Raw genomic sequence first — 25810 nt, 5'->3', positions numbered from 1 at the left:
TTCTTATCCTAATTGATTCAATCAGTTGAATTTTTGCTTCTTATATTTATGACTTACGAAAGGCATTTCAACAATATCAGCATGAAGCATTTTCTCTCGCACTTCAATAAGGACTGTATTATTTTTTGGAATCGAAGCAACATCAACATATCCCATTGCAATTGGCTTTTGCAGTGTTGGACTAAAGGTACCACTTGTCACAAGGCCTATTTTTTCTTTCTTGTCGTTGTAAATAATAGCGCCGGTTCTTGCTGGCAAGCGTCCATCTAAAACAAAACCAATTCTTTTATATTCACAATTTTTGTTCTCTAATGCCTTCCAACCTGTAAAAGCACGCGCTGCACATTTTTTTTGATTCACGATAAATGAAATATTGGCCTCATATGGATTCATCTCTTCGTCCATATCTTGACCATAGAGCGGCAATGCGGCTTCTAAACGCAAACTATCTCTTGCGCCAAGACCTATCAATTTTACATCTTTTTCATCAAGAAAGAGTTCCATAATCTCTTGCCCATAAGGCTCTGCAACAGATATTTCAAAACCGTCTTCACCTGTATAACCCGTCCGCGTAATAAATACTTCAACACCATTCAGGTCAAATCCTGATCCTGCCATAAAGGCCAGTTCTGCTGCTTCTGGTAAAACGGCCTTCATCACCCGTTCTGCAAGGGGACCTTGCAGCGCAAAAAGGCAACGATTATGCAATATCTCAAGCTGTCCATTCTCACCAAGCGCTTCTTCAATCAACATAAAATCGACATTCTTTTGTGAAGCGTTCACAACAATATACAAAAGCTCTAGACCCAACATATCATTTATCTTGGTAATAATAAGATCATCTACGATTCCACCATGCTCATTCAGCAAAGCACTATACTTTGATTTCCCAATTTCCATATTGATAATATCTGTGGGAACAAGTCTATCAAATGCAGTGATATGAGCTGTTTCATCTTCCACATCAGCTGCAGGAAGCACCAAAGCTTGCCCCATATGTGACACATCAAATAATCCAACTTTTTCACGAACATGCTGGTGCTCTTTAACAATACCATCCTCATAGTGAAGAGGCATTTCAAATCCACCAAAAGAAAGCATTTTCGCTCCGTGATCTAAGTGAAAATAATGGAGAGGAATTTTTTGTAAGAATGGTGTTTGTTGGGATTGCGCCTGATTCATAATCATTTATCTTTCATTTAAAAAGTTCATAAGCCAGTTAATTAAGCACTTTTTTGAAGGCTCACGACACTTTCTGCTTTTACATACATACCACGATGTCCTTCAACAGGCTTAAATTCAGAAGTCACACCTATGACTGTTTCAGCACCTCCTAGATAAAGAGTGCCATCAGGCGGCATTATCTTGAAGGCTTTATTTAAGATTGTTTTTTTCAAGGCAGCATCAAAATAAATCAACACATTACGACAAAATATAATATCGAAATTTCCCAATGAACCATAGTCATTTAGCAAATTAAAAGTATTATACTGTACCATCTGACGGAGCTCTGGTTTGATTTGCCATCTATCTCCTTTTTGCTCAAAATATTTGACCAAATGAGTAATTGGCAGGCCTCTTTGAACTTCAAATTGGGTATACATACCTTCCTTTGCTTTTTCAATCATTTCTTTGGATAGATCAGTTGCGATAATATCAACTTTCCAACCCATAAGCGTGCTTTTCATTTCATCTAGAATCATGGCTAAAGAATATGGTTCTTGACCAGAAGAACAAGCTGCACACCAAATTCTAATTTTCTTTTGAGCACTGCGTGATTTCATATATTGCGGCAATAGAATCGTTTTAAATTGCTCAAATGGTTTTGTATCTCTAAAGAAAGTTGATTCATTGGTTGTCATTCCCTCAACGATATCATTAATCACACCTAAATCATTATTTCTAACCTTCAGAGCCAAATCTTCTAGCCCTTTCAGATTCCATTTCCGGGCAACAGGCGTAAGCCGTGATTCCAGCAGATATGATTTATCTGTTGTGAGCAATAGACCTGACCGTTGCTTCAATAAATCTGCGAAGAGGTTAAAATCATCTATATGCATCTTATATTTTCCTTACCATTTAAGATCATCCAATCAATTTTCTGGCAACTTTGCCTATGTTTTCCAAAGGTTCAATTGCATGACAAGCACCAATAGCAGCAACTGCCCCCGGCATTCCCCATACAACACTCGTTTTTTCATCTTGTGCGATGACAATTCCACCTTGATCTGCAATAGCTTTAGATTCAAGCATACCGTCCTGACCCATTCCGGTTAAAATAATTGTCATAATAGATTTAGGCTCAACACACTCTCTCAAACTTTGTAACATATAATCAACCGCAGGCCTGCAATAATTAATCTGAGGACCATTGCTCAATGCGACTTGAAATTGCCCTGAGGCTGTTTTCTTAAAGCCCATGTGATAATCTCCCGGAGCAAGATAGACTTTACCTGCTTCAACAAGATCTCCTTCTTGAGCCTCTTTGCACTCTAATCCTATATTTTTACAAATATGTTCTGCGAGAATCATTGTAAATGTTGACGGCATATGCTGCGTAATAACAATTGGCATACCAATACCTTTTAGATGAGGCAAAATTGTCATCAAAGCTTGTGGTCCACCTGTTGAACTCCCGATGGATACAACTTTTGGAAAAAAAACTGTCGGCATTTTTCGCAATATAATTGGCTCAATAGATTTACCGAGAGAATAAACGTTCTTCGGAATCGTGGAATCTATCCCTGATTTTTTCACCTCTTCTGACTCTGGAAGAGGAAGGTTTTGAGACCGCCTATATTGAGCCCCAAATGTCTTGACTTTATAGATAAGGTCCCTAAAAAATGAATCATCCTGCTGCCCATCTTCTCGTGTTTGAGGCTTTGCAATGTAATCTGATGCTCCCGCTTTTAAAGCACTCAGAGAAATTTCAGCATTCCTCTTTGTCAAAGTAGACGACATAATAATTTTAAGATCGGGCTTCTTCTCTAGCAATCTTGGAATAGCACTTATCCCATCAAGGATTGGCATTTCAATATCTAAAATAACAATTTCAATATCAGGAAATTCAGTTAGCCGACGAATCGCAGACTCTCCATTTGATGCCGTTGCCACGATATCAATCAAAGGATCTGCAACCAATTTCTTTTTAATAAGGCCAACCAGCAAAGCACTATCGTCAACCACCATAACCTTATACGCGAGGCTTGACTTTTTTTCTTTTATATCTGGCGCTTGCTGATTCAGGCTAATCATTACCAGACCTTCCTCACACAAGTCCAACTTGAGCGAACTTATTTTCTATGATTTCACTATCAAAGGGCTTCATGATATATTCATTCGCACCGGCACTCAAAGCTTTTTGAATGAAAGAAAAGTCATTCTCTGTTGTACAGAAAATAACTTTAGGATCTGCACCATTCTCAAGTCCTCTTAGCTTCTCTAAGAACTCAATTCCTGACATTTTTGGCATATTCCAATCAAGCAAAATCGCATCAGGCATTTTTTGCTTGCACTGTGCTAAAGCTTCTTCGCCATCTTCTGCCTCTGAACATTCAAATGAGAGTTCTTCAAGAATTCTCCTGGCAACTTTTCGAACCACTTTGCTATCATCAACGACCAAACAAGATTTCATTTTTTATCCTTTCATTTCAAATATTATTCTTATTATACTCTGAATTATATTTCCGAATTGTATACTTTATATTATTTTATCACTCAATCTGGGATGCCTTATCAAGATTCAGCATTTTCCTCACATCAAGAACAACCAACAATTGATCATTTAATCGATAAACACTATGCGCCACACTCGCCCATACAGGATCTAAGGTTGATGGATTTTTCTCATGATCATCTTCATAAAGATTCAAGACTTCCCCAACTGTATCAACAATTAAACTATAGAGCTCACCATTATAATCAATCACCACACTCATCGATTTCTTGTTCTCACCAGCCTCACGCTTTGGTAAATTAAGTCTTGTTCTCACATCAATTGCTGTTACAATTCTTCCTCTAAGATTCAAAGCGCCAGCTATTTCTTTAGGAGCAAGGGGAATCTTTGTTATTTTTTGCTCCGATAAAACATCTTGAACTTGCAATATAGGAATTCCGAACAACTGATTGTCAATTTTGAGAGTCACAAACACTTCTGAAGAGCGATGAATTGCACTTTCGTCATCATAACTTGTCTGCAGCAATCTATGATTTGTCATACCGCCTCCTTTACTTGAAACATAATTGAGGTCAAACTTTTTAACAAAGCTTCACTGTCATTTTTTGCAACATAATCAGAAAAACCAACCTTCCGGCCTTTAGCCAAATCTTTTGGTGAAGAATGTGAAGACAAGGCGATAACGGGTGTATCAGCCCAATTTTTTTCATTTTTGACTGCTTCTGCAAATTCAAACCCATTCATACCAGGCATCTCAATGTCACTCACGATAACATCAAACTGATATCCTCGCTCACATAAATCTAAAGCTTTTGTAGGGCTATCAACTGTCACAACCTTAAATCCAGCAAGATTTAGAACAGGACCAATCAAATTTTGATAAAACCGACTATCATCAACAAGCAATATTTTTTTACCAGCTTCTGCGTCCATTTCTTGATTCTCTGACCCAAACCAATCTGGATATGATTGAAGCAAATAATAACTCGTATCCAAAACATCGGTTGCTTTTCCACTTATAATGCAACTACCCATAATGCCCGGTTTGCGATCTGTGAGCTCAATCTGTAATTCTTCATCAACAATATCGAGAATATCTTCTACAATCAGCCCCATATTTCTTTGATTTTCTGAAAAAACCAAAACAGGAAAATGCGATCGAGATGTCAGATCTAGATCTTCTCTTATCTTGACTAAAGGCATTAAATGTCCTCTGTACTGCACAACCAATTTCCCATTTGACGTTTCAATTTTATTGACAAGAACATCTTCTAATCTTGCTATTAAAGCAAGTGGGACAGCTTTAGGTACCTGGTCATTTCCTTTAAAAAGCAGAATTGCAATTTTGTGATTTTCACTCGCATCTTGTTTTTCATCTTCAGCAACAGCTGAGTCGTGACTTGTATCACACGTTCCAATTGCGGCAGCAATACCATTTGGGTCAAGAATCATGATAACGCTCCCGTCTCCAAGAATTGTGTTGCCTGAGAACATATCAATATCGCGCAAAATTGGAGACACTGGCTTCACAACAATCTCTTCTGTGTCATAAACACGATCAACAATAATACCAAAACTATTTGAACCAACCTTAGTCACAATGATAAAAGCATCTTCAAAAATTGATCTATCATTATATTGTTCTTGCTGATTGCTCTCCTCATTCAACTGCAACAGATTTCTTAAAGACACAAGAGGCAAGAGCCTGTTTCTCAAACGTAAAACCGGAACATCATTAATTCTTTCAATGCGGTGCTCTGAATTTTTCGATGCACGAACAAGTTCTAAAACGCTAATTTGAGGGACAGCAAATTTCTCTTTCCCAGCTTCAACAATCAAAGCAGAAACAATTGCAAGCGTCAGTGGGATCTTAATGAAAAATCCGGATCCTTTGCCTGGCGTAGAGCGAAGTTCAATTGTTCCACCAATTTTTTCGATGTTACTGCGCACCACGTCCATTCCAACACCACGACCTGATATATTTGTAACAACAGCAGCTGTTGAAAACCCTGCTTTGAATATAAATTGATAAATTTGTTGATCTGACATTCCTGCAATTTCGTCAGCCGTTGCAAGATTATTCTCTAGAGCCTTTTGCTTAATTCGCTCAATATTAAGCCCCCGACCATCATCTTTAATTTCAATCATAATATGCCCGCCCTCATGGTAGGCATTTAAAATAATCTGACCTGTTTCGTTTTTACCAACCTTACGACGTTCCTCTGGCGTTTCAATTCCATGATCTCCAGAGTTCCGAACCATATGGGTTAATGGATCTTTGATGAGCTCAAGAACTTGACGATCAAGTTCTGTTTCTGCACCGAGCATTTTCAAGTCAATTTTCTTTTTCAAATCAACCGACAAATCCCGAACGATTCGCGGCAATTTTGCCCAAGCATTTCCAATCGGTTGCATTCTGGTTTTCATAACGCCTTCTTGTAATTCGGCTGTAACATGATTCAATCTTTGTAATGGCGCTGAAAAGCGAGTATCTCCCTGATCTCGCAAAATTTGTAATAACTGATTTCTTGTGAGAACCAATTCACTCACAACAGTCATCAAATTTTCTAGATGTTCAACATTAACCCGGATCGTCTGCTGCACACCACCTTTTTCAAAACGCTCTTCATTATTCCCTAAAGAAGATACAGCCTGAGAAACAACCTTTTGTGCATTTTGCTGTGCAAAAGCCTCTTGTATCGCTTCAATTCCTGGTTTTTCATTTACATGACCAACAAAAGCATCATCTTGTTGCATCTGAATGGCCTCGTCTTCATCTTCTTCAGACTCCGCTTTATTTTCAAACATAGCATCAAGCTCTTCTAATGAAGGCTCTTGTCCTGTTGTACGCACTCTTTCTTGAATGTCTTCAGCTGTTAATCTAAGCTTTTGTTTCGCTTTTGTTATATTTTGCATATCCGATGAAGGAGCTTGACCATCTTCACTTTTAGCCATCGCATTTAATTGAGCGATAAATTGTGAATTATCTATTTCTGGTTCTTGCTCAGTTTGCTCTATCACTTCAAGGATATGTTTAATCTTATCTATTGATTCTAAAATCAATGTAACAGCTGCTGCTGTTACCGGAATCTGACCATCACGAAACTTTCCCAATATATTCTCTGAAGCATGAGCAACAGCCTCTAAACGAGGAAGCCCTAGAAACCCGCAGGTTCCTTTTATTGTATGCATAATTCTAAAAATATTACCCAATAGCTCAGGGTCATTTGGATTCTGTTCAAAGCGTACAATTTCGGTATCTAATAGAGCTAAACCCTCATTTGTTTCAGTTAAAAACTCGTTCAACAAATCATCCATCGGACTGTCCTTATGTATCACGCATTATGTCTTGATAGAGCGATTAAAAAAAGTTATGCTATGCTTTCTTTACACTATAGATAAAAAGTTACTTTTGACTTAAAATGCACTGTGTTAGCTTAAGTCAGCAATTTACATTCGTGACTTTTTAAAATCAGAGGTTCCTTAAAACGACCATGACAAGAATAAAAATAAATAACCCGTCAGGGATCAAAAAAACAAACTGGATAAAGACCTGTCTTCTTCTATTGACCTTTATCATCAGCCTTTGCGCAACTGCTCTCTTTTTATACAGAGATTCAGCCAAACACATGTGGTCATCTTTTGAAAATACGCTAGAAAATGAGACGCTCAATATTTATGAAACACATATTGTGCCTCACTTTGAAACACATAAAATGACAATCTTAAATCGTGAATTCACCCCTTTAGAAGACATTCAAAATCAACTCAAAGATGAGGATCTAAACCTTTTAACACTCTCCGCACAAAAAATTAATGAGAAACTCGAAAGCCTCCCATGGGTCCGAAAAAGCATCATACAAAAGAAATTTCCTCATGAACTTGTCATTAAACTCCAAGAAAGAATGCCTCGTGCCAAATGGCAATCTGATCACAAGCTCTTTATCATCGATGCTGAAGGAAATACACTGCAAGAAACAAACTTAACTGAATGGTCAAATCTTATCATCTTTGCAGGGAAAGATGCACCAACACATGCGGACCTCTTACTGAATGATCTAAGCCATTTTCCTGAATTATTAAACAAGGTTGTTTCAGCTTCTTGGATTGGAAATAGACGTTGGAACATTTATCTGGGAAACGGTATTGAAATCAAACTCCCTGAGAAAGATTCAGGGAAACACCTTGCTCTTATTGAAAGATTAGACCAATCAAAAGACTTATTTAACCGAAACATTGAAACAATTGATTTAAGGCAACCAAATAAAATTATCCTTCGCATCGAAAAAAACACCCTTTTTGTTCCAAAATCTGATAAAGATAAAAGAATATGAAAATCCTTTATGAGGACTTTCATCTCAAACATCATTTTAAACCCTTTTCAACCCATGGCAATCTTCCAAAAAATTTATCATAAAAATTCGGGACAAAACCTTTTAGCTGCTCTCGATATTGGCTCACAGAAAATAGCTTGTATTATTGCCAAGCCAACCGAAACGAATGGCCTAAAAGTCATTGGCATTGGCCATAATGCCTCTGCAGGTATCCATCGCGGACAAATTGCTGATCTTCAAAAAGCATCTTATGTTATAGGACAAGCCATTCAAGCCGCCGAAAAAATGGCTGATGAAGTGCTCAGTTCAGTCTATGTCGGACTTGGCGGCAATGCAGATCGCTCTCAAAACGTCATTATCGAAACAGATCTACCTAACCAACCTATTCACTCTGATGATCTGTCAGCGATTGCAAAAGAAATCCAGATTCAATTGCCCGAAAAAGGAGAAATCCTTATTCACTCTCAACCAATTCAATATACGCTCGATGGTCATATACGTGTGGTCGATCCTCGCGGCATGATTGGCGAAAAGCTTGATATTGAGTTCTACACCCTCACAGCAAGGCAATCTCTTTTAAAAAATATTCAGAACTGCTTGAACAATTGTCATATTGACCCTCAAGGCTTTATCAAATCTTCTGTCGCTTCTGGTTTTTCCTGCCTTCAGGATGATGAAATGCAAATTGGGACAACCCTCATCGATATGGGCGCTGAAACAACCTCTATCATCCTATTCTACCAAAATCGTCCTTTGTATTCGGTCACCGTTCCACTCGGCGGCCAAGACATCACCAATGATATCGCACGCGGCTTAAATACGTCACTCTTTGATGCTGAGCGCTTAAAAATTCTCTACGGACACGCACTACATGTATCAGGAGATGATGATTTCATTGATGTGCCTTTAATCGGCGAGCAAGTCAAAGCAATCACACGTGCATTACCAAAAAATCTTCTGCATCAGATTATCCGCGCTCGTATGGAAGAAATTTTTGAAATGGTGAGCGATGCCATTTACCAGTCAAACTATCACCATTTAACGGGTAACCGCATTGTTCTCACTGGGGGCGCAAGTCAGCTCCCGGGCATTACTGAACTTGCTGAGAAATTCTTTCCTGGACAATTACGCCTCGGAACACCCTTTCCTCTTCAAGGTCTATCTCATTATGGCAACAATCCTTCATTTGCTTGCGCAACAGGTATTTTACTCTACATGAACAAAGACGTACAAGATTTTGCCCAATTTCAACTCACAAAAGATCAATCACAAAGCGTCTTCAAAAAATTTGGACGCTGGCTTCAGGATAATTTTTAAGACCTTTTTCATCTAATTCACGCATTCTATTTCATATATCAAATCGTTATATAGGTTCAACCATGCCACAAGATTTTAAACAAGAAGCTCTTGATTATCACCGCTCAGCGCCAGCGGGCAAAATTGAAGTGATTGCAACAAAACCACTTGCAAATCAGCATGATCTCTCGCTTGCCTATTCACCAGGCGTTGCCTATGCTTGTGAAGAAATTGCAGCCGATCCAAGTCAAGCATCGGAATATACAGCACGCGGCAATTTGGTTGGCGTTATCACAAATGGGACCGCCGTTCTTGGACTTGGCAATATTGGTCCTCTCGCCTCAAAACCAGTCATGGAAGGCAAAGGCGTTTTGTTCAAATCTTTCTCTGGCATCAATGTGTTCGATATTGAAATCAAGGAAGAAGACCCATATAAACTCGTCGAGATTATTGCGTCTCTTGAACCAACTTTCGGCGGAATTAATCTGGAAGATATCAAAGCACCCGAGTGTTTCATTGTTGAAGAAAAACTCAGGGAAAGGCTCAAAATTCCTGTCTTCCATGATGATCAGCACGGTACAGCCATTATTGTCGCAGCCGCGATGAAAAATGCTCTTGAAGTTGCAGGTAAAAAAATTGATAAAGTGAAACTTGTGACCTCTGGCGCAGGAGCAGCAGCTCTCTCTTGCCTTGGTCTTTTGGTCAAAATAGGCCTGCCGATTGAAAATATTTTTGTAACCGACATTGAAGGTGTTGTTTATAAAGGACGCACCAAATTGATGGATCCGATCAAAGAACAATATGCGCAAGAAACAAAAGCAAGGTCTCTTGCTGAAGTTCTTGATGGCGCCGATATCTTCCTAGGTCTCTCTGCTGGCGGTGTTTTAAAACCAGACATGATCAAAAAAATGACAGATAAGCCTATCATTTTCGCGCTCGCAAATCCAACACCCGAAATTCATCCAGATGAAGCCAAAAAAGTACGCCCTGATGCCATTATTGCAACAGGACGCACTGATTTCCCGAACCAGGTAAATAATGTTCTCTGCTTTCCTTTCATCTTCAGAGGGGCTTTAGATGTCGGCGCAACAACAATCAATGAAGAGATGAAAATTGCTTGTGTCAAAGCGCTCTCTGATCTTGCCAAAGCAGAAACATCTGATATCGTTGCACGTGCTTATGGGAATGATTCTTTAGCCTTTGGAGCAGATTATCTCATTCCTAAACCTTTTGATCCAAGACTCATTTCTAAAATTGCCCCTGCCGTTGCGAAAGCAGCAATCGATTCAGGCGTCGCCACAAAAAAAATCGATGACTTTAAGGCCTATGAAAATAAATTGATTGAATTTGTGTTTCGCTCTAGCCTCGTCATGCGACCTATTTTTGCAAGCGCCCGTAATGATCCAAAACGCCTTGTCTTTTCCGAAGGTGAGGATGAACGCGTTCTTCGTGCTGTTCAAGTCCTTGTTGATGATCATTTAGCAAAACCCATTCTAATTGGACGTAAATCAGTTGTTGATACGCGCATCAAGCGTCTCAATCTTCGTCTCGAGCAAAATGTTCATTTTGAACTTTGTGATCCTGAAGATGATCCACGTTATCCACTCTATTGGCGTGATTATCAGCATGTTATGGAACGCAAAGGTGTCTCTCCTGAAATGGCCAAAAAAGCTGTCAGAACAAATACATCTGTTATCGCAGCCCTCATGGTTCATCGAGGTGAAGCTGATGCCATGATTGCAAATTCCATAGGCCGCTATCAACGTTACTTACATAATGTGGTAGATATTTTAGGCCTTACGCCTGGCATTCAAAAATCAGCTGCCATGAATGCTGTTATCATGCCAAGTGGCACGTATTTTATCTGTGATACTTATGTAAACCCAGATCCAACAGTCGATGATATTGTTGAAATGACTTGTCTTGCGGCTGATGAAGTTTGTCGCTTTGGCATCACGCCAAAAGTTGCTCTCTTATCACATTCAAGCTTCGGGACACATGATGATAGTGATGCTGAAAAAATGAGACAAGCTCTCCGCAAAATCCGTGACAGAGCTCCTGATCTTGAGATTGATGGTGAAATGCACGCAGATGCAGCCCTCGATCCTGATATTCGCAGCCATATCTTTCCAAATTCTACATTGACAGGTCGTGCAAATTTGCTGATCATGCCAAACTTATCTGCAGCGAATATCTGTTACAATCTCATGAAAAGTATCGATAATTCTCTCTCAATCGGTCCGATGCTTTTAGGCGTATCAAAACCTGTTCATATCTTAACGCCTTCAGTGACAGTCAGAGGTATCATCAATATGAGCGCCCTTGCTGTTGTTGATGCACAGAGACTTGCCTCAATGTCTTCTGGCCAATCTTGAATCTTTCTGCTATGATCTGTTAAAATCAAACTTAAATGTGAGCAATATCTGTGATTCGTAAGTCCCACCAATCATCAAACAACGACACTAAATCAAAGACTGATTCTTTGACAGGGACTGCTATTACTGTTGCTCTTTTAACACAATTCAATCAGTGGATCGAACATCGAGACTACGATGCGCTTCAAAAAGCTTTATCTGATCTTCATAGCGCCGATATTGCAGATCTGTTCATTCAGCTCTCAGCCGAAAACAGAAAGCTTTTAGCTGACTATATGGCTCCCACTTTTGATGCAGAGATTCTCACCTATCTTGATCCATCGGTCAAAGATCAACTTGTGGCAATCTTATCACCAAGAGACATTGCTGAATCAGTTGCAAGACTCGATTCAGATGATGCAATCGAACTTGTTGAAGATTTAAATGAATCTGCAAAAGAAGAGATTATTAGCTATCTTCCTATGGCATCTCGGCAGGTTGTTGAAGAAGGATTGACTTTCCCAGAGGACAGCGCGGGACGCTTAATGCAACGTGAATTTGTTGCAGCTCCTGAATTTTGGACTATTGAAGAATTATTCGCTTATATCCGAAAAGATGACACACTTCCTGAGGACTTCTACAGTGTCTTTATCATTGATCCGTCTCATAAAATTTTAGGCTATATCCCCATCAGCCATCTTTTAAAATCACATAATAAAGTTATCCTGCGCGATTTAATTATGCCCGATGTCCACAAGATCCGTTTTGATGAGGATCAAGAGGATGTTGCATACCTTTTCCGTCACTATAATTTGATCTCTGCTCCTGTTGTAGATGATGCTGAAAGACTCATCGGAGTGATCACCGTTGATGACATCGTCGATGTTATCGATGAAGAAGCAGAGGAAGATTTCCTAAGTGCCGTTGGTATGGGTTCTGTTGACTTTCACGCCAATACTTTTCTAACAGCATTCAATCGCATTCGCTGGCTATTGCTCCTTCTTGCAAATACCATCCTATCATCGATCGTGATCAATCATTTCAAAGGCACAATCAATGAAGCCGTCATCTTGGCTGTATTGATGCCCATTGTGACATCCATGGGTGGTAATGCGGGAATCCAGGTTGTAACAGTGACAGTCAGAGCGATTGCCACAAGAGACATTCGGCCCAATAATGTGAAAAAAATCATCCTCAAAGAACTGACCATCGCGCTCATTAATGGTCTCGTTTTTGCAACCATTGCAGGATCGCTTGCAACACTCTGGTTCCATAATTTCTTAGTTGGTGGCATTCTCGCAACTGCCATTGGCCTTAACCTTCTCTGGGCAGGCCTTGCAGGCATCATGATTCCACTCATCTTAGCTCGCCTTAAAATAGATCCTGCGGTGACTGCAGCACCGATCTTAACAACAACCACAGATGTCCTCGGATTTTTCCTCTTCCTTGGCCTTGCAACCTTACTCATGGTTCACTAAACCCTTTTCTCTCCTCCCATATCCGTAAAATAAATTTTTCATAAAATTTTATGATATAATGATCTTATCAATGCATTTTTGGGAGAGAAAAATGCCAAAAGGGATCACAGATTTACCGTCCACGACGGCTCAGCAAATACCATCTACAGAAAAAGAGAATATAGCTGTCAACAAAGCAGCAAAGCCTCGTGCTCAGAGCAGTCCCAAAGAGGCTGCTCAATCAACACCTCTCATCGCCCGAACATCAGAGTGGATGAAAAATGCACGCCCTCTCAGCCTCTCTTTGAGGCTCTGGACCAAAATGATATGACCGCATTTTCTGAGCTCATTAAAGGATTCGATCCAGCAAACGTTGCAAAGCTTCAAAATAAGGATGGCCAAACAATCACACACCAAGCCGTCAAAAATCAGAATATAGAAGCTTTTTTATTACTACGTGCCGCTAACGATGGAGCTCCTCTAGCTGGCATTACCAACCAGCAAGGTGAAAGCGTGAATGACTATATCACGCAACAAGGAGAGGATTTTGCAACAAAACTAACAGGGGCCGTTCAGGGACAAAATATGCAGCTGCATGACCTACGAGCTCAAAAGCTTTTTATTGCCCTTGAAAAAAATGACATGGCCCAGTTCAAAAATCTGATTGACAAGCTCGATCACCAAAGACTTGGTAGCTTGCGCAATGCCGAGGGTCAAACAATCACACACTGCGCCATTCAAAACCAAAACTTGGAAGCCTTCCTTCTTTTACGGAAGGCCAATGAAGGAGCACTCGGGGGCATTCGGAATGATAAAGGGGAAACTGTCTCTGATTTTATTCAGCAACAGCCTGCAGCTTTTAAAGAAAAGCTCAGTGCTGCTATCCAAGAGCAAAGCAAAAGCCTAGGGGTCACGCAAACTCTTCTATTAGAGAAAGCCCACGCCTTTCTCACCTATCGCCTTGAAGATCTTAAAAAGCAAAATTTACCAACAGAACATGTTGAGGAGCTCGATTCTGTTATTAAAGCTGTTCAAATCAAAGGCCATTGTAATGGCTTTGCTTTGTGCTGGGCTGAAATGTTCTTGCTGGATATGGAAAAAGATTATTACGCAGAGGTCTCACTCCTCAGAGACTGGGATGAACAGAAGGATACAATCACCCCTGCGCTCACCAATATGATAGATACTCTTTTTCAGCGCGTTCTTTTTTATCAATTCGGTAGAGGTTCTGTTGATCAGCAAATAGGACAGGGCGATGATCTTCTCTTGCCTTCAAGGCAAACCTCTCCTATCTCTCTTTTTATCGATAATCCTGATTTTATCTTTCCTATCGAAAGATTGACCATCAAATCAGACCTCATCCCCGTCCCTCTTCTCACGTCTCTCCTGCAAGAGGGAGCGACTCTTCAGATTGGTACTTTAGCAACTCATTCAATTGCTGTCGGGATGAAAAAGGGAGCCTATTACCTCTTTGATTCAAACTATAAAGGGGATGAAACTGATTTCAAACAGGATACAGGAGCCGTGCAGTTCAATTCAATAGAGGCCCTTTCTGCTGACATTCGACATCGCGCTTATGGCATCTTCAAAAAAGACCCGAAAAGGTTCCCAGGCTATACGTTAAGTGTCATGGATCTCAAAGCCTCAAATCATACCTACCCAACAAAAGCTAAAGTACAACAAGACATAGCCTTGGAGAAAATTAATGAAAACAAGAGCCTAAGCCCCATTGAGAAATTCTCCTTACTGATTGGAAAGGAAATCAATGATCACAGAGTTCTATTTGAGACTCTCAACCAGATACCACAAGCCGCTTTAAATCAGGCAAGACCAGAAGGATTTGCTTTTAAAACAACCCTCTCAGAAGTTGTTGAATCAGACCATCCTTTAAAGCATGAGATCATCGAGTTTCTTCTGAAAAAGGGAGTTCCTATTATATACCCCGAAGCATCCCTTCATATTCTTGAAACTGCCCTTCAAGTGCGCGACCGCAAGGCCATCAATCTCATTCTTCAATTTCACCCTGAAGCTGCCGAGACAATCTCTGAGGACTATAAGTATCTGTTTAAATTTCTAACAGAGGGAGGGTAAAATGCCAAAAGAGATCACAAATTTACCCACTTCCATTATTGAACCACTGGATCAAATGGAACCCGGAAAGGCGAAAATCAAGGTCATGACTGCTGACATCCATCGGCGCGTTCTTGAAAATCAAGACATGCTTGCCATGGTGAAAGATCCCAAAACACTCGATAAAAGAGAGAGTAAAAAATATTCAGAGCTCCAAAAATCCAAAGACATACTCGATGAACTTCTCATCAAGATGGGGCAATTATATGTTCAGAAAAAAGACTTAAAGGCGAAAATTCCGAGGCTTGTCAAAGAGCTCGAAACACAAAAAGAAAACTTTAAAATCTATAAGCAAAAGGATAAAGTTGCGGCAGCTGAAAAAGCACTCAAAACAGCACAAAAAGATTATGCACAACTACGAAAAGAGCTTGCATCGCTTGAGCAGAAAATTGACAAAACACAAAAACTGTTTAATGAAAAATCTTCTCTTCTTTTCAAAAGTACAGCACCCAAGACTACCCCAGTCACTTCCGTCCCTTTTTATCCTGAGGCAACCCGACAAAAAATTGCCGATCTTTTTAAAGCTCTTCCTCCAGAGATGCGTGCAAAGCTTGCTGACATTCATCAAGATTATGAAAATGTGATGAGTGACTCACCTTCTTTCTATGACGAGATTTTGGCTTTACTCGAGAAAACATCTGAAACAGTTGACCTTGAACCTAACCCCCATATCGCCGCCCTAAAGACGCTCATTAAAGCAGAGAAAGATGAGATTTCAAGTATCTCTGCAAGGAAGGAAGCATCAGAAAAAATACTCAGTGAACGCATCGACAAACAGTGGCAGGCCTATGAATCAAGCTTTAGTAACAGAATGAGAATCCTGAATGAGATTCAAATTTATAAAGAAAGCGAAGAGCTATATTTAGTGCTCCGTGAACTGCAGCCATTGTTAGTTGAAAGCGTCAAGCTCTTTAGTCCAAGAGGCTCCTTTTATGAGGATATTCTAGCGCTTCTCACAAAGGCACACCCTCAATCAAAACCACCCTCTTTGATGGAGAGAATGTCGATTTTACAAGGGAACAACGTCAGTACCCTCGTTCAGGACGTACAAGACCTAATTGATGCTGAAAAAAAATATTTAGCAACGGACCTATGTGCTCAAAAGCTCAGACCAAAGGTTGAAAATCATTATATGAATCACCTGATTCAGGAAGATAATCGCCTTCATCAAGAAGAAAGACTTAAAACAGACCAAGAAGTTCTCTCGCTCTTTGATCAATTTTTGGAAACAGTTCAAAATGATCCCTCTACACAGTTCGATCAAAAATTGCCTGCTATACAATCTATTATAATATTTCGTAATGCCTATAATGCAGCTGCAAGCCCAAACCCTTTTTATTACAAAACAGTAAAAGGGATCCTCGAAACATACTTCAAGGATTATAAAACAAACCCGCTTGCAATGCATATGTATGATCTACGACAAGAAATAGACTATCTACCTCACAAGGGAACTTTTATAAAAACGAATCTTGAAATAACCACGAATGAATTGTTCCTAGCGCCGAAGATTCAAAGAGAACATGCTCAGCTTCAGCTTCATCATCTTAAACAAGAGAACCCTAATTGGGCTCAAAATATTACTTTTATCGAAAAATCAATTCTACCCAAACTCAATAAAGACCAAAAACAAGCTCTAAAAGATCTATTAAAAACCTATCCCGTTCGAAATAGCCCCATATTAATACGCATAGACTATGATCCTCATCTTGACCAAAGACTCCACGACTATCTTACAGAATGGTCTCAAACAAAAAATGCCAATCCAGAAGCGCTCATCGTCGGTTTAAAAGACATATTATCTAAATATGATTATGTCGTAAAAACAAAGTGGATCAGCGGCAGCAAGTGGCTTCAGGAGTATACGAACAGCATTCTTTTGTTTGAAGAAGATATGCCCTCAGGTCTACCGAATCCTTCTTAAAAAGCGAGCCATCGCAAAACTGAAAAAGGCAACACCTACATAAAAAAGGATGATTGTTAAAGAGCCTTTATAAAAGATTTGCAGGTAGCTCAAAATCATTGGAACCATGCCCGCTAGCGAGAAAACAATGTTATACGACAAGGCAATGGCCGTAAAGCGAATCTCTGTAGGGAAAAGCTGACTTAAAATAGGGAAGTAATTCACAACAAGCCCTGAAATAAAGGTCTGATAGAGACAGAAAAATGCAACCAATGCCGTAAAATGTTTTAAATCCAAAAGACCAAACATGGACCAAATCCCAAAGATCAGCAACAGCGCCATCAAACTAAAAAGACGCTTACGACCAACTCGATCGCTGATGAATCCCATAAGGGGCAGGCTCAAAGCTGACCAGACCAAACTAAGCGTATTTGCCAGGAACAAATCTGACTTCTCATACCCATATTCCATATTTAGGAACGAGAGCAAATAAATCACACCGATAATCATCGTTGCAATAATCATCAACACACCCATTGCTCTGATAACAGACCATAGGTGATTCTGGAAAATTTCCTTCAAGGGCAACATTAAAGATTTAGCCTTATGTTCCTCTTTCAAGAAGGCATCTGGTTCAACCAGCTTTATTCTTAAATAAAGACCAATGATCGCAAGTAAGCCTCCGAACAAAAAGGGCATGCGCCAAGCATATGAGAGAATATCTTCTTTCACAAAATGAGCTGCCAGAAAATACGAAAACAAACTGGCAAGCATCGAGCCTAGAGCAGCACTCGACATGACATATCCAGTTTGGACGGCACGATTTTTTTCTTCAACAAATTCACATGACATCGTCATCGCATTCGGCAAATCTGCTCCGAACGAAAAACCTTGGATAATACGAAGAACAAGAAGAAGCAGAGGGGCTAGCAGTCCAATCTGATCAAAATCAGGCAGGCAGCCAATTAAAAAAGTAGAAGCCGCCATAAGAAGCATCACAACAATAAAGGTCTTTTTTCGACCATAGCGATCTCCCATCAGACCAAAAAAAACACCGCCTAAAGGCCGCACCAAATAGCCCGTAAAGAAGATTGCAAATGTTTGAAAAAGAGCAACGGCAGGATCAGCGCTTTTAAAAAACAACTCACTCAGATACCCAGCAAGCATGCCATAAATGATAAAATCATAATATTCAAAGCCCGCACCAATACTCGTAAGCAACACATTGCGATTTACTTTTAATTTTTTAAACATCGCTTTATCACCTTTCAAATCCGTCATTACGAGGCGCAACTTGTTGCGAGTCGGTAATCTCATTACTCGTTAGAAAAAAGATTGCCACGTCGCTCTCGCTCCTCGCAATGACAGATTCCTCTTCACTATATCGTAAGACCAATTGCCTGCTTATAAACTTCAAGAAGCTCTTCTTCTTCCATGCGCTTTTGACGATCCATTTTACGCAGTTTAATCAAAGTACGCATGATCTTTACATCAAAGCCAAAACCCTTTGCTTCTGAGAAAATTTCTTTAATATCGTTTGCAATGCCTGCTTTTTCTTCTTCAAGCCTCTCAATGCGCTCAATATAGCTTTTTAATCTCTGACCAGAGACACCTTGAACATCAGCAGGAACTGCTGGGGCTGAAGCCTTTGGGGCGCCTTGTGGGGTATATGCGGCTGTATCTTCTTGTATATCTGACATTTTTATCTCCTTAAAAAAACAATGAACTGAATCCATTTGATCTTACTGAATTGAGATTAGTGGCGCAAGAACAAAATTTTTTCCCTTTTCCTGTTACAATTTGTTACAAAAAATTAGTATTTTTTCAAATCATATCTTATAAACTAGTATCAATATATTACAAAAGGAGCCATCTATGTGCGGAATCGTCGGAATTATCGGGAAAGAAAACGTAGCCCCAATCATCATTGAAAGCCTCAAAAGGCTTGAATACAGAGGCTATGATAGCGCCGGTATTGCAACACTTGTTGGTGGAGAAATTGAACGTCGCCGGGCAAAAGGAAAGCTCATCAATCTTGAAGATAAATTACGTGAAAACCCACTCACAGGAACGATCGGCATTGGCCATACCCGTTGGGCAACGCATGGCGTTCCAAATGAGACAAATGCACATCCCCATGCAACAACTGAACTTGCAATTGTACACAATGGCATCATCGAAAATTACCAAACGCTCAAAGAAGAACTTTTGAACCTTGGACATAATTTTGCAACAGAAACAGATACGGAAATTGTAGCTGCTCTTGTGACACAATATATCCACGAAAAAATGGATCCTATCTCAGCTGTCCGCAAAGCAGTGAAAAGACTCGAAGGCGCTTATTCAATGGCCATGATCTTCGCAAACCATGATGATTTGATGATTGGCGTTAGATCAGGCACACCACTCACCATTGGCTATACCGATGATGCAAAATGCATTGCATCAGATGCGATCGCCCTTGCCAATTTCACAAGTCAAGTCAGTCATCTTGATGATGGTGATATGGTTGTTATCCGCAATAACACTGTTGCCATTGAAGATAAAAATGGAACAGCTGTAACAAGAGCAATCGTAAAATCAAGTTACACAGGCAATCTGACAAGCAAAGGTGATTTCCGTCACTTTATGCAAAAAGAGATCTTTGAGCAGCCAGAAGTGATTGCTGAGACAATCTCATCTTTCCTACATTCATCACAAGAGCTCATTGCCATGCCGGACATGAACATTGACTGGAACAATATTGAGCGCCTCACCATCACAGCTTGCGGTACAGCTTTTTACGCAGGCATGGTTGGTAAATATTGGTTTGAAGAATTTGCGCGCCTACCTGTTGAACTCGATATCGCCTCCGAATTCCGCTATCGCAATCCGCCTTTGCCTAAAAATGGCGCATGTCTTTTCATTACACAATCTGGTGAAACACTCGATACACTTGAGGCTTTGAAGCATTGCCAAAAGCAAAATCAAAAAATCGTGAGCATTGTGAATGTGCCCGAAAGCACGATTGCCAGAGCCTCTGATTTGATCTTACCAACATTAGCAGGGCCAGAAATCGGCGTCGCGTCAACAAAAGCTTTTACAACACAGCTTTCTGTTTTACTCACCTTAGCGCTCTATGTCGGACTCCGCAAAAAGACAATAACAGCAGAAAAAGCCAAAGAAATACTAACAGCCCTCAGAGAACTCCCAGGCCTTATTGTTGATGCGCTCACGCTTGATTCAAAAATTCATGATATTGCCAAAAAAATCGCTGAAGCGAGAGATGCTCTTTATATCGGCAGAGGCACACTTTATCCGATTGCTCTTGAAGGCGCTTTGAAGCTCAAAGAAATCTCGTATATTCATGCTGAAGGATATGCAGCGGGTGAACTAAAGCATGGTCCAATTGCGCTGATTGATGATTTGGTGCCTGTGATTGCCATTGCACCATCGAATGATTTGTTTGATAAAGTAGCCTCAAACATCCAAGAAGTCTCTGCGCGTGGCGCAAAAGTATTGATGATTTCTGATGCCGATGGTTTCAAAAAGCATAAAGGGAACCTAGAATGGCAAATCGAAATGCCGAAATGCCATCCAGCAATTGCACCTATTTTGTATTCAATCCCGATACAATTGCTTTCTTATCACACAGCTGTTCTGAAAGGGACCGACGTTGATCAACCACGGAATCTCGCTAAAAGCGTAACAGTTGAGTAAGGTTTCTTTGACGAGATCGTCATCGCGAGCCGAACAAGGTGAGGCGTGGCGATCTCCTCTTCAAAGCTATAAGATTGCCACGTCAGCCTTCGGCTGCCTCGCAATGACGTATTTCTTTTATAATCGTTCGCATCGGGCTATCCCATACAGATCTAGACTCTTAAAACCGCAACAGCTTTTTGAATGGCCTCACATGCATCCATCAAGACATCATCAGATGTTGCATAGGAAATTCTAAAATAGGGCGAAAGACCGAAGGCAGCACCATGGACCAAGGCAACGCCATAATCATCAAGCAAATAGGTTGCAAAATCCTCATCTGTTTGAATGACCTTACCTGATGGCGTTTTCTTGCCAATGGCTATTGTACAAGAGGCAAAAATGTAAAAAGCGCCTTGTGGCTTAATTACCTTCATCCCAGGAATATCATTCAAATAAGCGCAAACAAGATCTCGTCTTCTAACATAGACCTTCTTCCACTCTGCCAGAAAGCTCATATCGCCATTTAAAGCCGCAAGGCAGGCAGCTTGACTAATTGAGCATGGATTTGATGTACTATGACCCTGCACATCAACCATGGCCTTAATAAGAACTTTTGGCCCACCTGCATAGCCTATGCGCCAACCTGTCATCGAAAAGACTTTTGAAGCACCATTCATGGTCAAGATTCTATCCTTTAAATCAGGCGCCAATTGTGCTGCTGTCAAAAATTCACAATCATCATAGGTCAAATGCTCATAAATATCATCACTCATGATCATCACGCTTGGATGAGATCTCACAACCTCAAGCAATGCCTCAAGTTCACTTTTCGTATAAATCATTCCTGTTGGGTTGCTTGGGGAGTTTAAGATAATCCATTTGGTCTGTTTGGTGAGAGCCTTTTTTAATTGATCAGCTGTCAGTTTAAAATGATTTGCTTCTGTGGTTTGCACAATAACAGGCTTTCCGCCTGCAAGCAAAACCATATCTGGGTATGAAACCCAATAAGGTGCCGGAATAATAACCTCATCACCTTCAGACAGGCTTGCCATGAAAGCGTTGAACAAAACTTGCTTACCCCCTGATGAGACAATAATTTCATCTAGACCGTAATCCAGCCCATTTTCTTTTTTGAATTTTGCCTGAATGGCTTTGCGTAAATCTTGTGTGCCTTCAACAGGTGTATATTTTGTAAGCCCTTTTTGAATGGCTTCAATCCCAGCTTGCTTGATATGATCCGGCGTTTGAAAATCAGGCTCACCTGCCCCCAAGCCATATATCTTTACGCCCTTCTCTTTCTGCTCAATCACCTTCTTGGTGATTGCAAAAGTCGGTGAGGTTTTAATTAAAGCGAGTTTACTGGCTAAATGAAACATAAAAGATCCTTCCTGCAGATAAGTATTGAGACTACTTAAATCGATTTTCACTTTTTTTACCAGAGATATCCACTTTTGTCCTTTAATCTATAATTTGTGTTAAAATATAAAATATTCGTCCGTTTAAGAACATCTCAATCAGTTTCAAATATACTTGTTAAAAATAGTAAGGAGAATACGATGACAGGCACTGAAAATCAAAACAAACCCGCACCCATGCAAACTGACTTTATGGCGGTCTATCAAGACATTCTCAATCGCTATAATGAAGAGCATGCAAAACTCACAAAAATGCTTGCTGAAATTGAAGTTATGAAAAGAGATATGCCCGCCCCCAATAAATCTCCTGAAGAAATAGAGAAAATCACTCAAACAATTCATAAATTAGCAGGAGAGGTATTAAAAGCAAATGGCCTGCCTGAAACCATAGAAGAACTTGAAATGCTACCGCAAAAAATGGTGATTAATGCAAGCGTTCAAGTTAAACGCAAAGCGCAGGATGCAACCGTCAAACAAAACAGAGAAACAAGAGAACTTAAAAAGCAACAGCGCAAAGTATAATTATACAATTTTATTTTTATTTGAAATAAAATTGTATTTTGTGCTATAATGAACGCAACATCCACGAGTAGGAGGATATACAAATGGCAATAGCAGATCTAACACAAAAAGAGCAAGATGCCCTCGTCAAACTAAGTGAAATTTTTAGTTTCCAGAAACCTTTTTCTGAGGTGATGGGGATTAAGCCTGAGTCGCTTGAAACTGTTTATGCGGTCGGTCACTTGTACTATGAGCAAGGAAAGTATGACCAAGCCTTACAGATTTTTCAACTTTTAAGCGTCCTTGATTCTGATAATTTGAAGTTCTGGAAAGCCTATGCGGGCGCTCTTCAAATGGTTGATCGCTTAACTGATGCCATTACAGCTTATTCTTTCTGCGTTTATCTTGATGCAACAGATCCTGAAGTTCCTTTCCATGCTGGTAAATGCTACCTCGCTCTTGGCGATTTAGCCAAAGCACAAATGGCTTTTCAAGGCGCTGCTTATTTCGCCAAGATGAATCCGAAAAAATATGCAAATCTTGAAAAACAAGCAGATCTTTATATCAAAGCCATCCTTGAAAAAGGAGGAAAAGCATGAGTGATATCAGCAATGTAACAAATAAACCTGATCTCTCAGGCGTAACGCCTACACAATTTAGTACGCAACAAGTCGTATCAACGGCCACAAATCCTGATTTGGGCGCAGATGTTCTGGAATCTGTTGCAAAAAAAACATCTCATGTCTCAAATGATTATGCATCTCCTGCTCCTAAACTTGCATCACCGTCCGTATCCATCACAGCAACAACTAATCCCGATTTACTCGCTGAGGGTAATTTTGCAACACTTATGCCGACAGATTTGTCAGTCACTTTGCTGTCAGCTCTGACCAAAACACAAGATCCATCATCAACAACACCAAGCGATATTATGTTAAATGATCAATCCATCTTCGCGCCCCTTGTTGCAAACCTGACACCGCTTGTCACAAACACCGCTTCAGCATCTGATGCAACAAAAAGCCTATTGCAGCAAATGGCATCTGATCCCAATTCACCTCTTTATGGAACAAATATTCCAGATGTCGATGCAAATGGCAATCCGATGGATTATTCTGGCATCAAAGATATCGTTTACTTGCTCGCCCTGCTTCTTGGGCAATTGCCAACAATGCAATCACAAAACACCTCTGAAGTCCTTCAATCCCTCCAAAATATGACAAGCGCTATTTCAAACAGCATTAAAGAACAAATTGCTCAACAAGAAGCTGCGCAGAAAGCACAAGAACAAGCTGAAGAAGCTGCTAAAAAGACATCCTTCTGGAGCGATTTATTTGGATGGGTCTCAGCAGGCCTTGCCATTATTGCAGGGATCGCTCTGATTGCAACAGGTGTCGGAACAGCAGCAGGCGTTGGCCTTCTCATTGGTGGAGGCCTCATGCTTGCCAACCAAATTTTCCAAGATACCGGTCTTTATACAAAATCACCTGTATTCGCAACAGTTATGTCCTATTTTATGCCGATCGCGCAAGCAATCATTGCTGTTGCAACGGGCGGTGCAAGTGAAGGTTTTCTGGCTGCAACTTCTGTTGCACTCACCTGTCTCTCTTCTGCGACAACCGTGACTGACAATATTTTGGTTGAAACAGGGACAATTTCACAAGATAGCACAGCTGACCAGGCCCTCGGCTATACCGCAATGGGATTAGGAATTGCATCTTCTGCCATTGGCGTTGGAAGCTCTATCAAAGGCGAAGGGGCAGCAGTTGAGTCTGATCCAGATCCAACACCCGTTCAAAAGGGAATGAAAGTTGTTAAAAATGTAGCTCAAACAACAGAGGCTGGTACACTTGCTGTTAAGAGTGGCCTTGATATTGCAACGGGCGTGACTGAATTGAAAATAGCTGATCTTGTCTATCAAATCTCATTGATCAAAACAAATATTACAAAACTTAATACAACAAGCGATGTGGACCAACAGTTCATTCAAACGCTCGTCACAGCTCTACAACAATATCTATCAATGATTCCCAATATTTCAAAATCTCTCAACAGTCTCATCAGCTCACAAGGTCAAGCAGCTACGGCTCCCTTATCATAATGGGAAAGGAACAAAGTCATGGTCGGTCCAACTGATAAATCAAATACTAACCGTGTAGGTACAGTTACTGATACTGAACCGCTCAATACCTTAGGCACGGCAAATACCAATATGAACCTTCACCCTGGTTTTCTTGATCTGATTAACGGAAAGGTGAATCAGAATATTGCGCCTAAAGACGTCATTCCGACAATCCCTCCGGCTAACTCAAACCTTGATCCTGATTCAATTGATGATTCAACAAATGATCTCAATCAAGCGTCCCAAGAGTTCCAAGACATGATGTCAACTTTTGAAACTGCATATGAGGGAGCTCAAAACAGAAATCAGTCTGCTGTACTATTGCTCAGTCTTGGCAATCAAATGATCAGTCTCATCAATACCTGGATGACAAATTCATTTGATCAAATGTTAGCGCAACTCAACCTTACACTCTCTCTGGCCGAAGAAATTGCAAAACAACAAATAGAACAAGCAGAAGAAACGAAAAAATCATCCGAATATGCCGCCATCGGCAGCATTGTCAGTGGCGCCGCAGGACTTACAGTTGCAGTAGGCTCATTAACTGTGCAAATTTATCAAAGCGCCAAAGCTGCAAGTGCAGCATCAGCGCTCACAGAAGCAGAATCGACAGCTACCAAAAATGTTGGCCTCGCTGATTTAGAAAAAGAACAAACCAGCATTACTGAGCAGATAAAAGAAAACACATCTCAACAAGCGCTCCTTGAAAAGGAATTTATCCCTGATCTTGAAAAAACACTTGGCTCATACATGGATCCTGAAACAAGAACGCCAGAACAAACAAGCCAATTAAAGAATATACTTGTCAAAGGGGGCGTTCCCGAAAATATGGTTGATCAACTGCTTGCAGAACCTATGGAGACCTGGACATCTATTTATGATGACGAAATAAAAGCTAGCTTCACCGGAGCGCTTGAAACAAACAAATCCTACACAGATTC

At 40.3% G+C, this 25810-nt stretch carries 21 protein-coding genes; 12 read left to right on the top strand and 9 right to left on the bottom strand.

What is annotated here, in order from left to right:
* Positions 1-21: 21 nt before the first annotated feature.
* From gcvT to KBF71_00625, 6 genes are all read right to left on the bottom strand, one after another.
* A complete protein-coding gene (gcvT, locus tag KBF71_00650) occupies positions 22-1188 on the bottom strand; it encodes a glycine cleavage system aminomethyltransferase GcvT (protein ID MBP9876829.1) in 1167 nt (388 codons plus the stop codon).
* 35 nt (positions 1189-1223) lie between these two features.
* On the bottom strand, positions 1224-2060 hold the full coding sequence (locus tag KBF71_00645; GenBank protein MBP9876828.1) for a protein-glutamate O-methyltransferase: 837 nt from the start codon (positions 2058-2060) through the stop codon (positions 1224-1226).
* Between the two features lie 25 nt (positions 2061-2085).
* The gene (gene cheB, locus KBF71_00640) at positions 2086-3255 is read right to left on the bottom strand and encodes a chemotaxis-specific protein-glutamate methyltransferase CheB (GenBank protein ID MBP9876827.1); all 1170 of its coding nucleotides are present in this window, start codon (positions 3253-3255) and stop codon (positions 2086-2088) included.
* A 13-nt stretch (positions 3256-3268) separates the two neighbouring features.
* Positions 3269-3634 carry a response regulator gene (locus KBF71_00635; protein ID MBP9876826.1) on the bottom strand — a complete coding sequence of 122 codons (366 nt, stop codon included), beginning with the start codon at positions 3632-3634 and terminating at the stop codon, positions 3269-3271.
* Between the two features lie 79 nt (positions 3635-3713).
* Positions 3714-4217, bottom strand: coding sequence for a chemotaxis protein CheW (locus tag KBF71_00630; GenBank protein MBP9876825.1), 504 nt, complete (start codon positions 4215-4217; stop codon positions 3714-3716).
* Positions 4214-6994: a hybrid sensor histidine kinase/response regulator gene (locus KBF71_00625; protein MBP9876824.1), complete on the bottom strand. Its 2781-nt coding sequence runs from the start codon at positions 6992-6994 to the stop codon at positions 4214-4216. The genes KBF71_00630 and KBF71_00625 overlap by 4 nt, the downstream gene beginning before the upstream one ends.
* Before the next feature lie 176 nt (positions 6995-7170).
* Between KBF71_00625 and KBF71_00620 the strand changes: the two genes are divergently transcribed.
* The 7 genes from KBF71_00620 to KBF71_00590 all read left to right on the top strand — a co-directional run bounded on the left by KBF71_00620 (position 7171) and on the right by KBF71_00590 (position 17171).
* Positions 7171-8010, top strand: a complete 840-nt coding sequence (locus KBF71_00620) for a cell division protein FtsQ/DivIB (GenBank protein ID MBP9876823.1) — start codon at positions 7171-7173, stop codon at positions 8008-8010.
* A 9-nt stretch (positions 8011-8019) separates the two neighbouring features.
* A complete protein-coding gene (gene ftsA / locus KBF71_00615; GenBank protein ID MBP9876822.1) occupies positions 8020-9327 on the top strand; it encodes a cell division protein FtsA in 1308 nt (435 codons plus the stop codon).
* A 62-nt stretch (positions 9328-9389) separates the two neighbouring features.
* Complete coding sequence (locus tag KBF71_00610) at positions 9390-11681, top strand: NADP-dependent malic enzyme (protein ID MBP9876821.1); 2292 nt, start codon at positions 9390-9392, stop codon at positions 11679-11681.
* A gap of 107 nt (positions 11682-11788) precedes the next feature.
* On the top strand, positions 11789-13138 hold the full coding sequence (mgtE, locus tag KBF71_00605; protein MBP9876820.1) for a magnesium transporter: 1350 nt from the start codon (positions 11789-11791) through the stop codon (positions 13136-13138).
* 91 nt (positions 13139-13229) lie between these two features.
* On the top strand, positions 13230-13448 hold the full coding sequence (locus KBF71_00600; protein MBP9876819.1) for a hypothetical protein: 219 nt from the start codon (positions 13230-13232) through the stop codon (positions 13446-13448).
* The gene (locus tag KBF71_00595; GenBank protein MBP9876818.1) at positions 13445-15208 is read left to right on the top strand and encodes a hypothetical protein; all 1764 of its coding nucleotides are present in this window, start codon (positions 13445-13447) and stop codon (positions 15206-15208) included. The genes KBF71_00600 and KBF71_00595 overlap by 4 nt, the downstream gene beginning before the upstream one ends.
* Position 15209: 1 nt before the next feature.
* Positions 15210-17171 carry a hypothetical protein gene (locus tag KBF71_00590; protein MBP9876817.1) on the top strand — a complete coding sequence of 654 codons (1962 nt, stop codon included), beginning with the start codon at positions 15210-15212 and terminating at the stop codon, positions 17169-17171.
* On the opposite strand, the gene KBF71_00585 is transcribed toward KBF71_00590, so the two are convergent.
* Both KBF71_00585 and KBF71_00580 read right to left on the bottom strand, forming a co-directional pair.
* Positions 17154-18404 (bottom strand): MFS transporter, encoded by a 1251-nt coding sequence (locus tag KBF71_00585; GenBank protein MBP9876816.1) that lies wholly within the window; start codon positions 18402-18404, stop codon positions 17154-17156. The genes KBF71_00590 and KBF71_00585 overlap by 18 nt on opposite strands.
* Positions 18405-18529: 125 nt before the next feature.
* On the bottom strand, positions 18530-18850 hold the full coding sequence (locus KBF71_00580; GenBank protein ID MBP9876815.1) for a DUF2312 domain-containing protein: 321 nt from the start codon (positions 18848-18850) through the stop codon (positions 18530-18532).
* A 175-nt stretch (positions 18851-19025) separates the two neighbouring features.
* Between KBF71_00580 and glmS the strand changes: the two genes are divergently transcribed.
* Entirely contained in the window at positions 19026-20849 is a 1824-nt protein-coding gene (gene glmS, locus KBF71_00575; GenBank protein MBP9876814.1) for a glutamine--fructose-6-phosphate transaminase (isomerizing), read from the top strand.
* 152 nt (positions 20850-21001) lie between these two features.
* On the opposite strand, the gene KBF71_00570 is transcribed toward glmS, so the two are convergent.
* A complete protein-coding gene (locus tag KBF71_00570) occupies positions 21002-22207 on the bottom strand; it encodes a pyridoxal phosphate-dependent aminotransferase (protein ID MBP9876813.1) in 1206 nt (401 codons plus the stop codon).
* A 180-nt stretch (positions 22208-22387) separates the two neighbouring features.
* On the opposite strand from KBF71_00570, the gene KBF71_00565 reads away from it, so the two are divergent.
* The 4 genes from KBF71_00565 to KBF71_00550 all read left to right on the top strand — a co-directional run.
* On the top strand, positions 22388-22768 hold the full coding sequence (locus tag KBF71_00565; protein MBP9876812.1) for a hypothetical protein: 381 nt from the start codon (positions 22388-22390) through the stop codon (positions 22766-22768).
* An 83-nt stretch (positions 22769-22851) separates the two neighbouring features.
* Positions 22852-23346, top strand: a complete 495-nt coding sequence (locus KBF71_00560) for a SycD/LcrH family type III secretion system chaperone (GenBank protein MBP9876811.1) — start codon at positions 22852-22854, stop codon at positions 23344-23346.
* On the top strand, positions 23343-24848 hold the full coding sequence (locus KBF71_00555; protein MBP9876810.1) for a hypothetical protein: 1506 nt from the start codon (positions 23343-23345) through the stop codon (positions 24846-24848). Before KBF71_00560 ends, KBF71_00555 begins: the two co-directional genes overlap by 4 nt.
* Positions 24849-24866: 18 nt before the next feature.
* Positions 24867-25810 (top strand): hypothetical protein (locus KBF71_00550; GenBank protein ID MBP9876809.1); only part of this gene is annotated, 944 nt, incomplete at its 3' end.

The sequence above is a fragment of the Alphaproteobacteria bacterium genome (assembly GCA_018063245.1).
Taxonomy (GTDB): Bacteria; Pseudomonadota; Alphaproteobacteria; order JAGPBS01; family JAGPBS01; genus JAGPBS01.
The sequence above is the reverse complement of the archived record's forward strand: the minus strand, read 5'-3'. Positions and strand labels throughout refer to the sequence as shown.

Excerpts from the sequence above, each read along its gene's own strand:
- KBF71_00610 (MBP9876821.1), top strand. The coding sequence starts at position 9,390 with ATGCCACAAGATTTTAAACAAGAAGCTCTTGATTATCACCGCTCAGCG.
- KBF71_00585 (MBP9876816.1), bottom strand. The coding sequence starts at position 18,404 with ATGTTTAAAAAATTAAAAGTAAATCGCAATGTGTTGCTTACGAGTATT.
- KBF71_00570 (MBP9876813.1), bottom strand. The coding sequence starts at position 22,207 with ATGTTTCATTTAGCCAGTAAACTCGCTTTAATTAAAACCTCACCGACT.
- KBF71_00580 (MBP9876815.1), bottom strand. The coding sequence starts at position 18,850 with ATGTCAGATATACAAGAAGATACAGCCGCATATACCCCACAAGGCGCC.
- KBF71_00560 (MBP9876811.1), top strand. The coding sequence starts at position 22,852 with ATGGCAATAGCAGATCTAACACAAAAAGAGCAAGATGCCCTCGTCAAA.
- KBF71_00565 (MBP9876812.1), top strand. The coding sequence starts at position 22,388 with ATGACAGGCACTGAAAATCAAAACAAACCCGCACCCATGCAAACTGAC.
- KBF71_00625 (MBP9876824.1), bottom strand. The coding sequence starts at position 6,994 with ATGGATGATTTGTTGAACGAGTTTTTAACTGAAACAAATGAGGGTTTA.
- KBF71_00555 (MBP9876810.1), top strand. The coding sequence starts at position 23,343 with ATGAGTGATATCAGCAATGTAACAAATAAACCTGATCTCTCAGGCGTA.
- cheB (MBP9876827.1), bottom strand. The coding sequence starts at position 3,255 with ATGATTAGCCTGAATCAGCAAGCGCCAGATATAAAAGAAAAAAAGTCA.
- KBF71_00630 (MBP9876825.1), bottom strand. The coding sequence starts at position 4,217 with ATGACAAATCATAGATTGCTGCAGACAAGTTATGATGACGAAAGTGCA.
- ftsA (MBP9876822.1), top strand. The coding sequence starts at position 8,020 with ATGAGGACTTTCATCTCAAACATCATTTTAAACCCTTTTCAACCCATG.
- KBF71_00635 (MBP9876826.1), bottom strand. The coding sequence starts at position 3,634 with ATGAAATCTTGTTTGGTCGTTGATGATAGCAAAGTGGTTCGAAAAGTT.
- KBF71_00595 (MBP9876818.1), top strand. The coding sequence starts at position 13,445 with ATGACCGCATTTTCTGAGCTCATTAAAGGATTCGATCCAGCAAACGTT.
- KBF71_00645 (MBP9876828.1), bottom strand. The coding sequence starts at position 2,060 with ATGCATATAGATGATTTTAACCTCTTCGCAGATTTATTGAAGCAACGG.
- gcvT (MBP9876829.1), bottom strand. The coding sequence starts at position 1,188 with ATGATTATGAATCAGGCGCAATCCCAACAAACACCATTCTTACAAAAA.
- KBF71_00620 (MBP9876823.1), top strand. The coding sequence starts at position 7,171 with ATGACAAGAATAAAAATAAATAACCCGTCAGGGATCAAAAAAACAAAC.
- KBF71_00590 (MBP9876817.1), top strand. The coding sequence starts at position 15,210 with ATGCCAAAAGAGATCACAAATTTACCCACTTCCATTATTGAACCACTG.
- glmS (MBP9876814.1), top strand. The coding sequence starts at position 19,026 with ATGTGCGGAATCGTCGGAATTATCGGGAAAGAAAACGTAGCCCCAATC.
- KBF71_00600 (MBP9876819.1), top strand. The coding sequence starts at position 13,230 with ATGCCAAAAGGGATCACAGATTTACCGTCCACGACGGCTCAGCAAATA.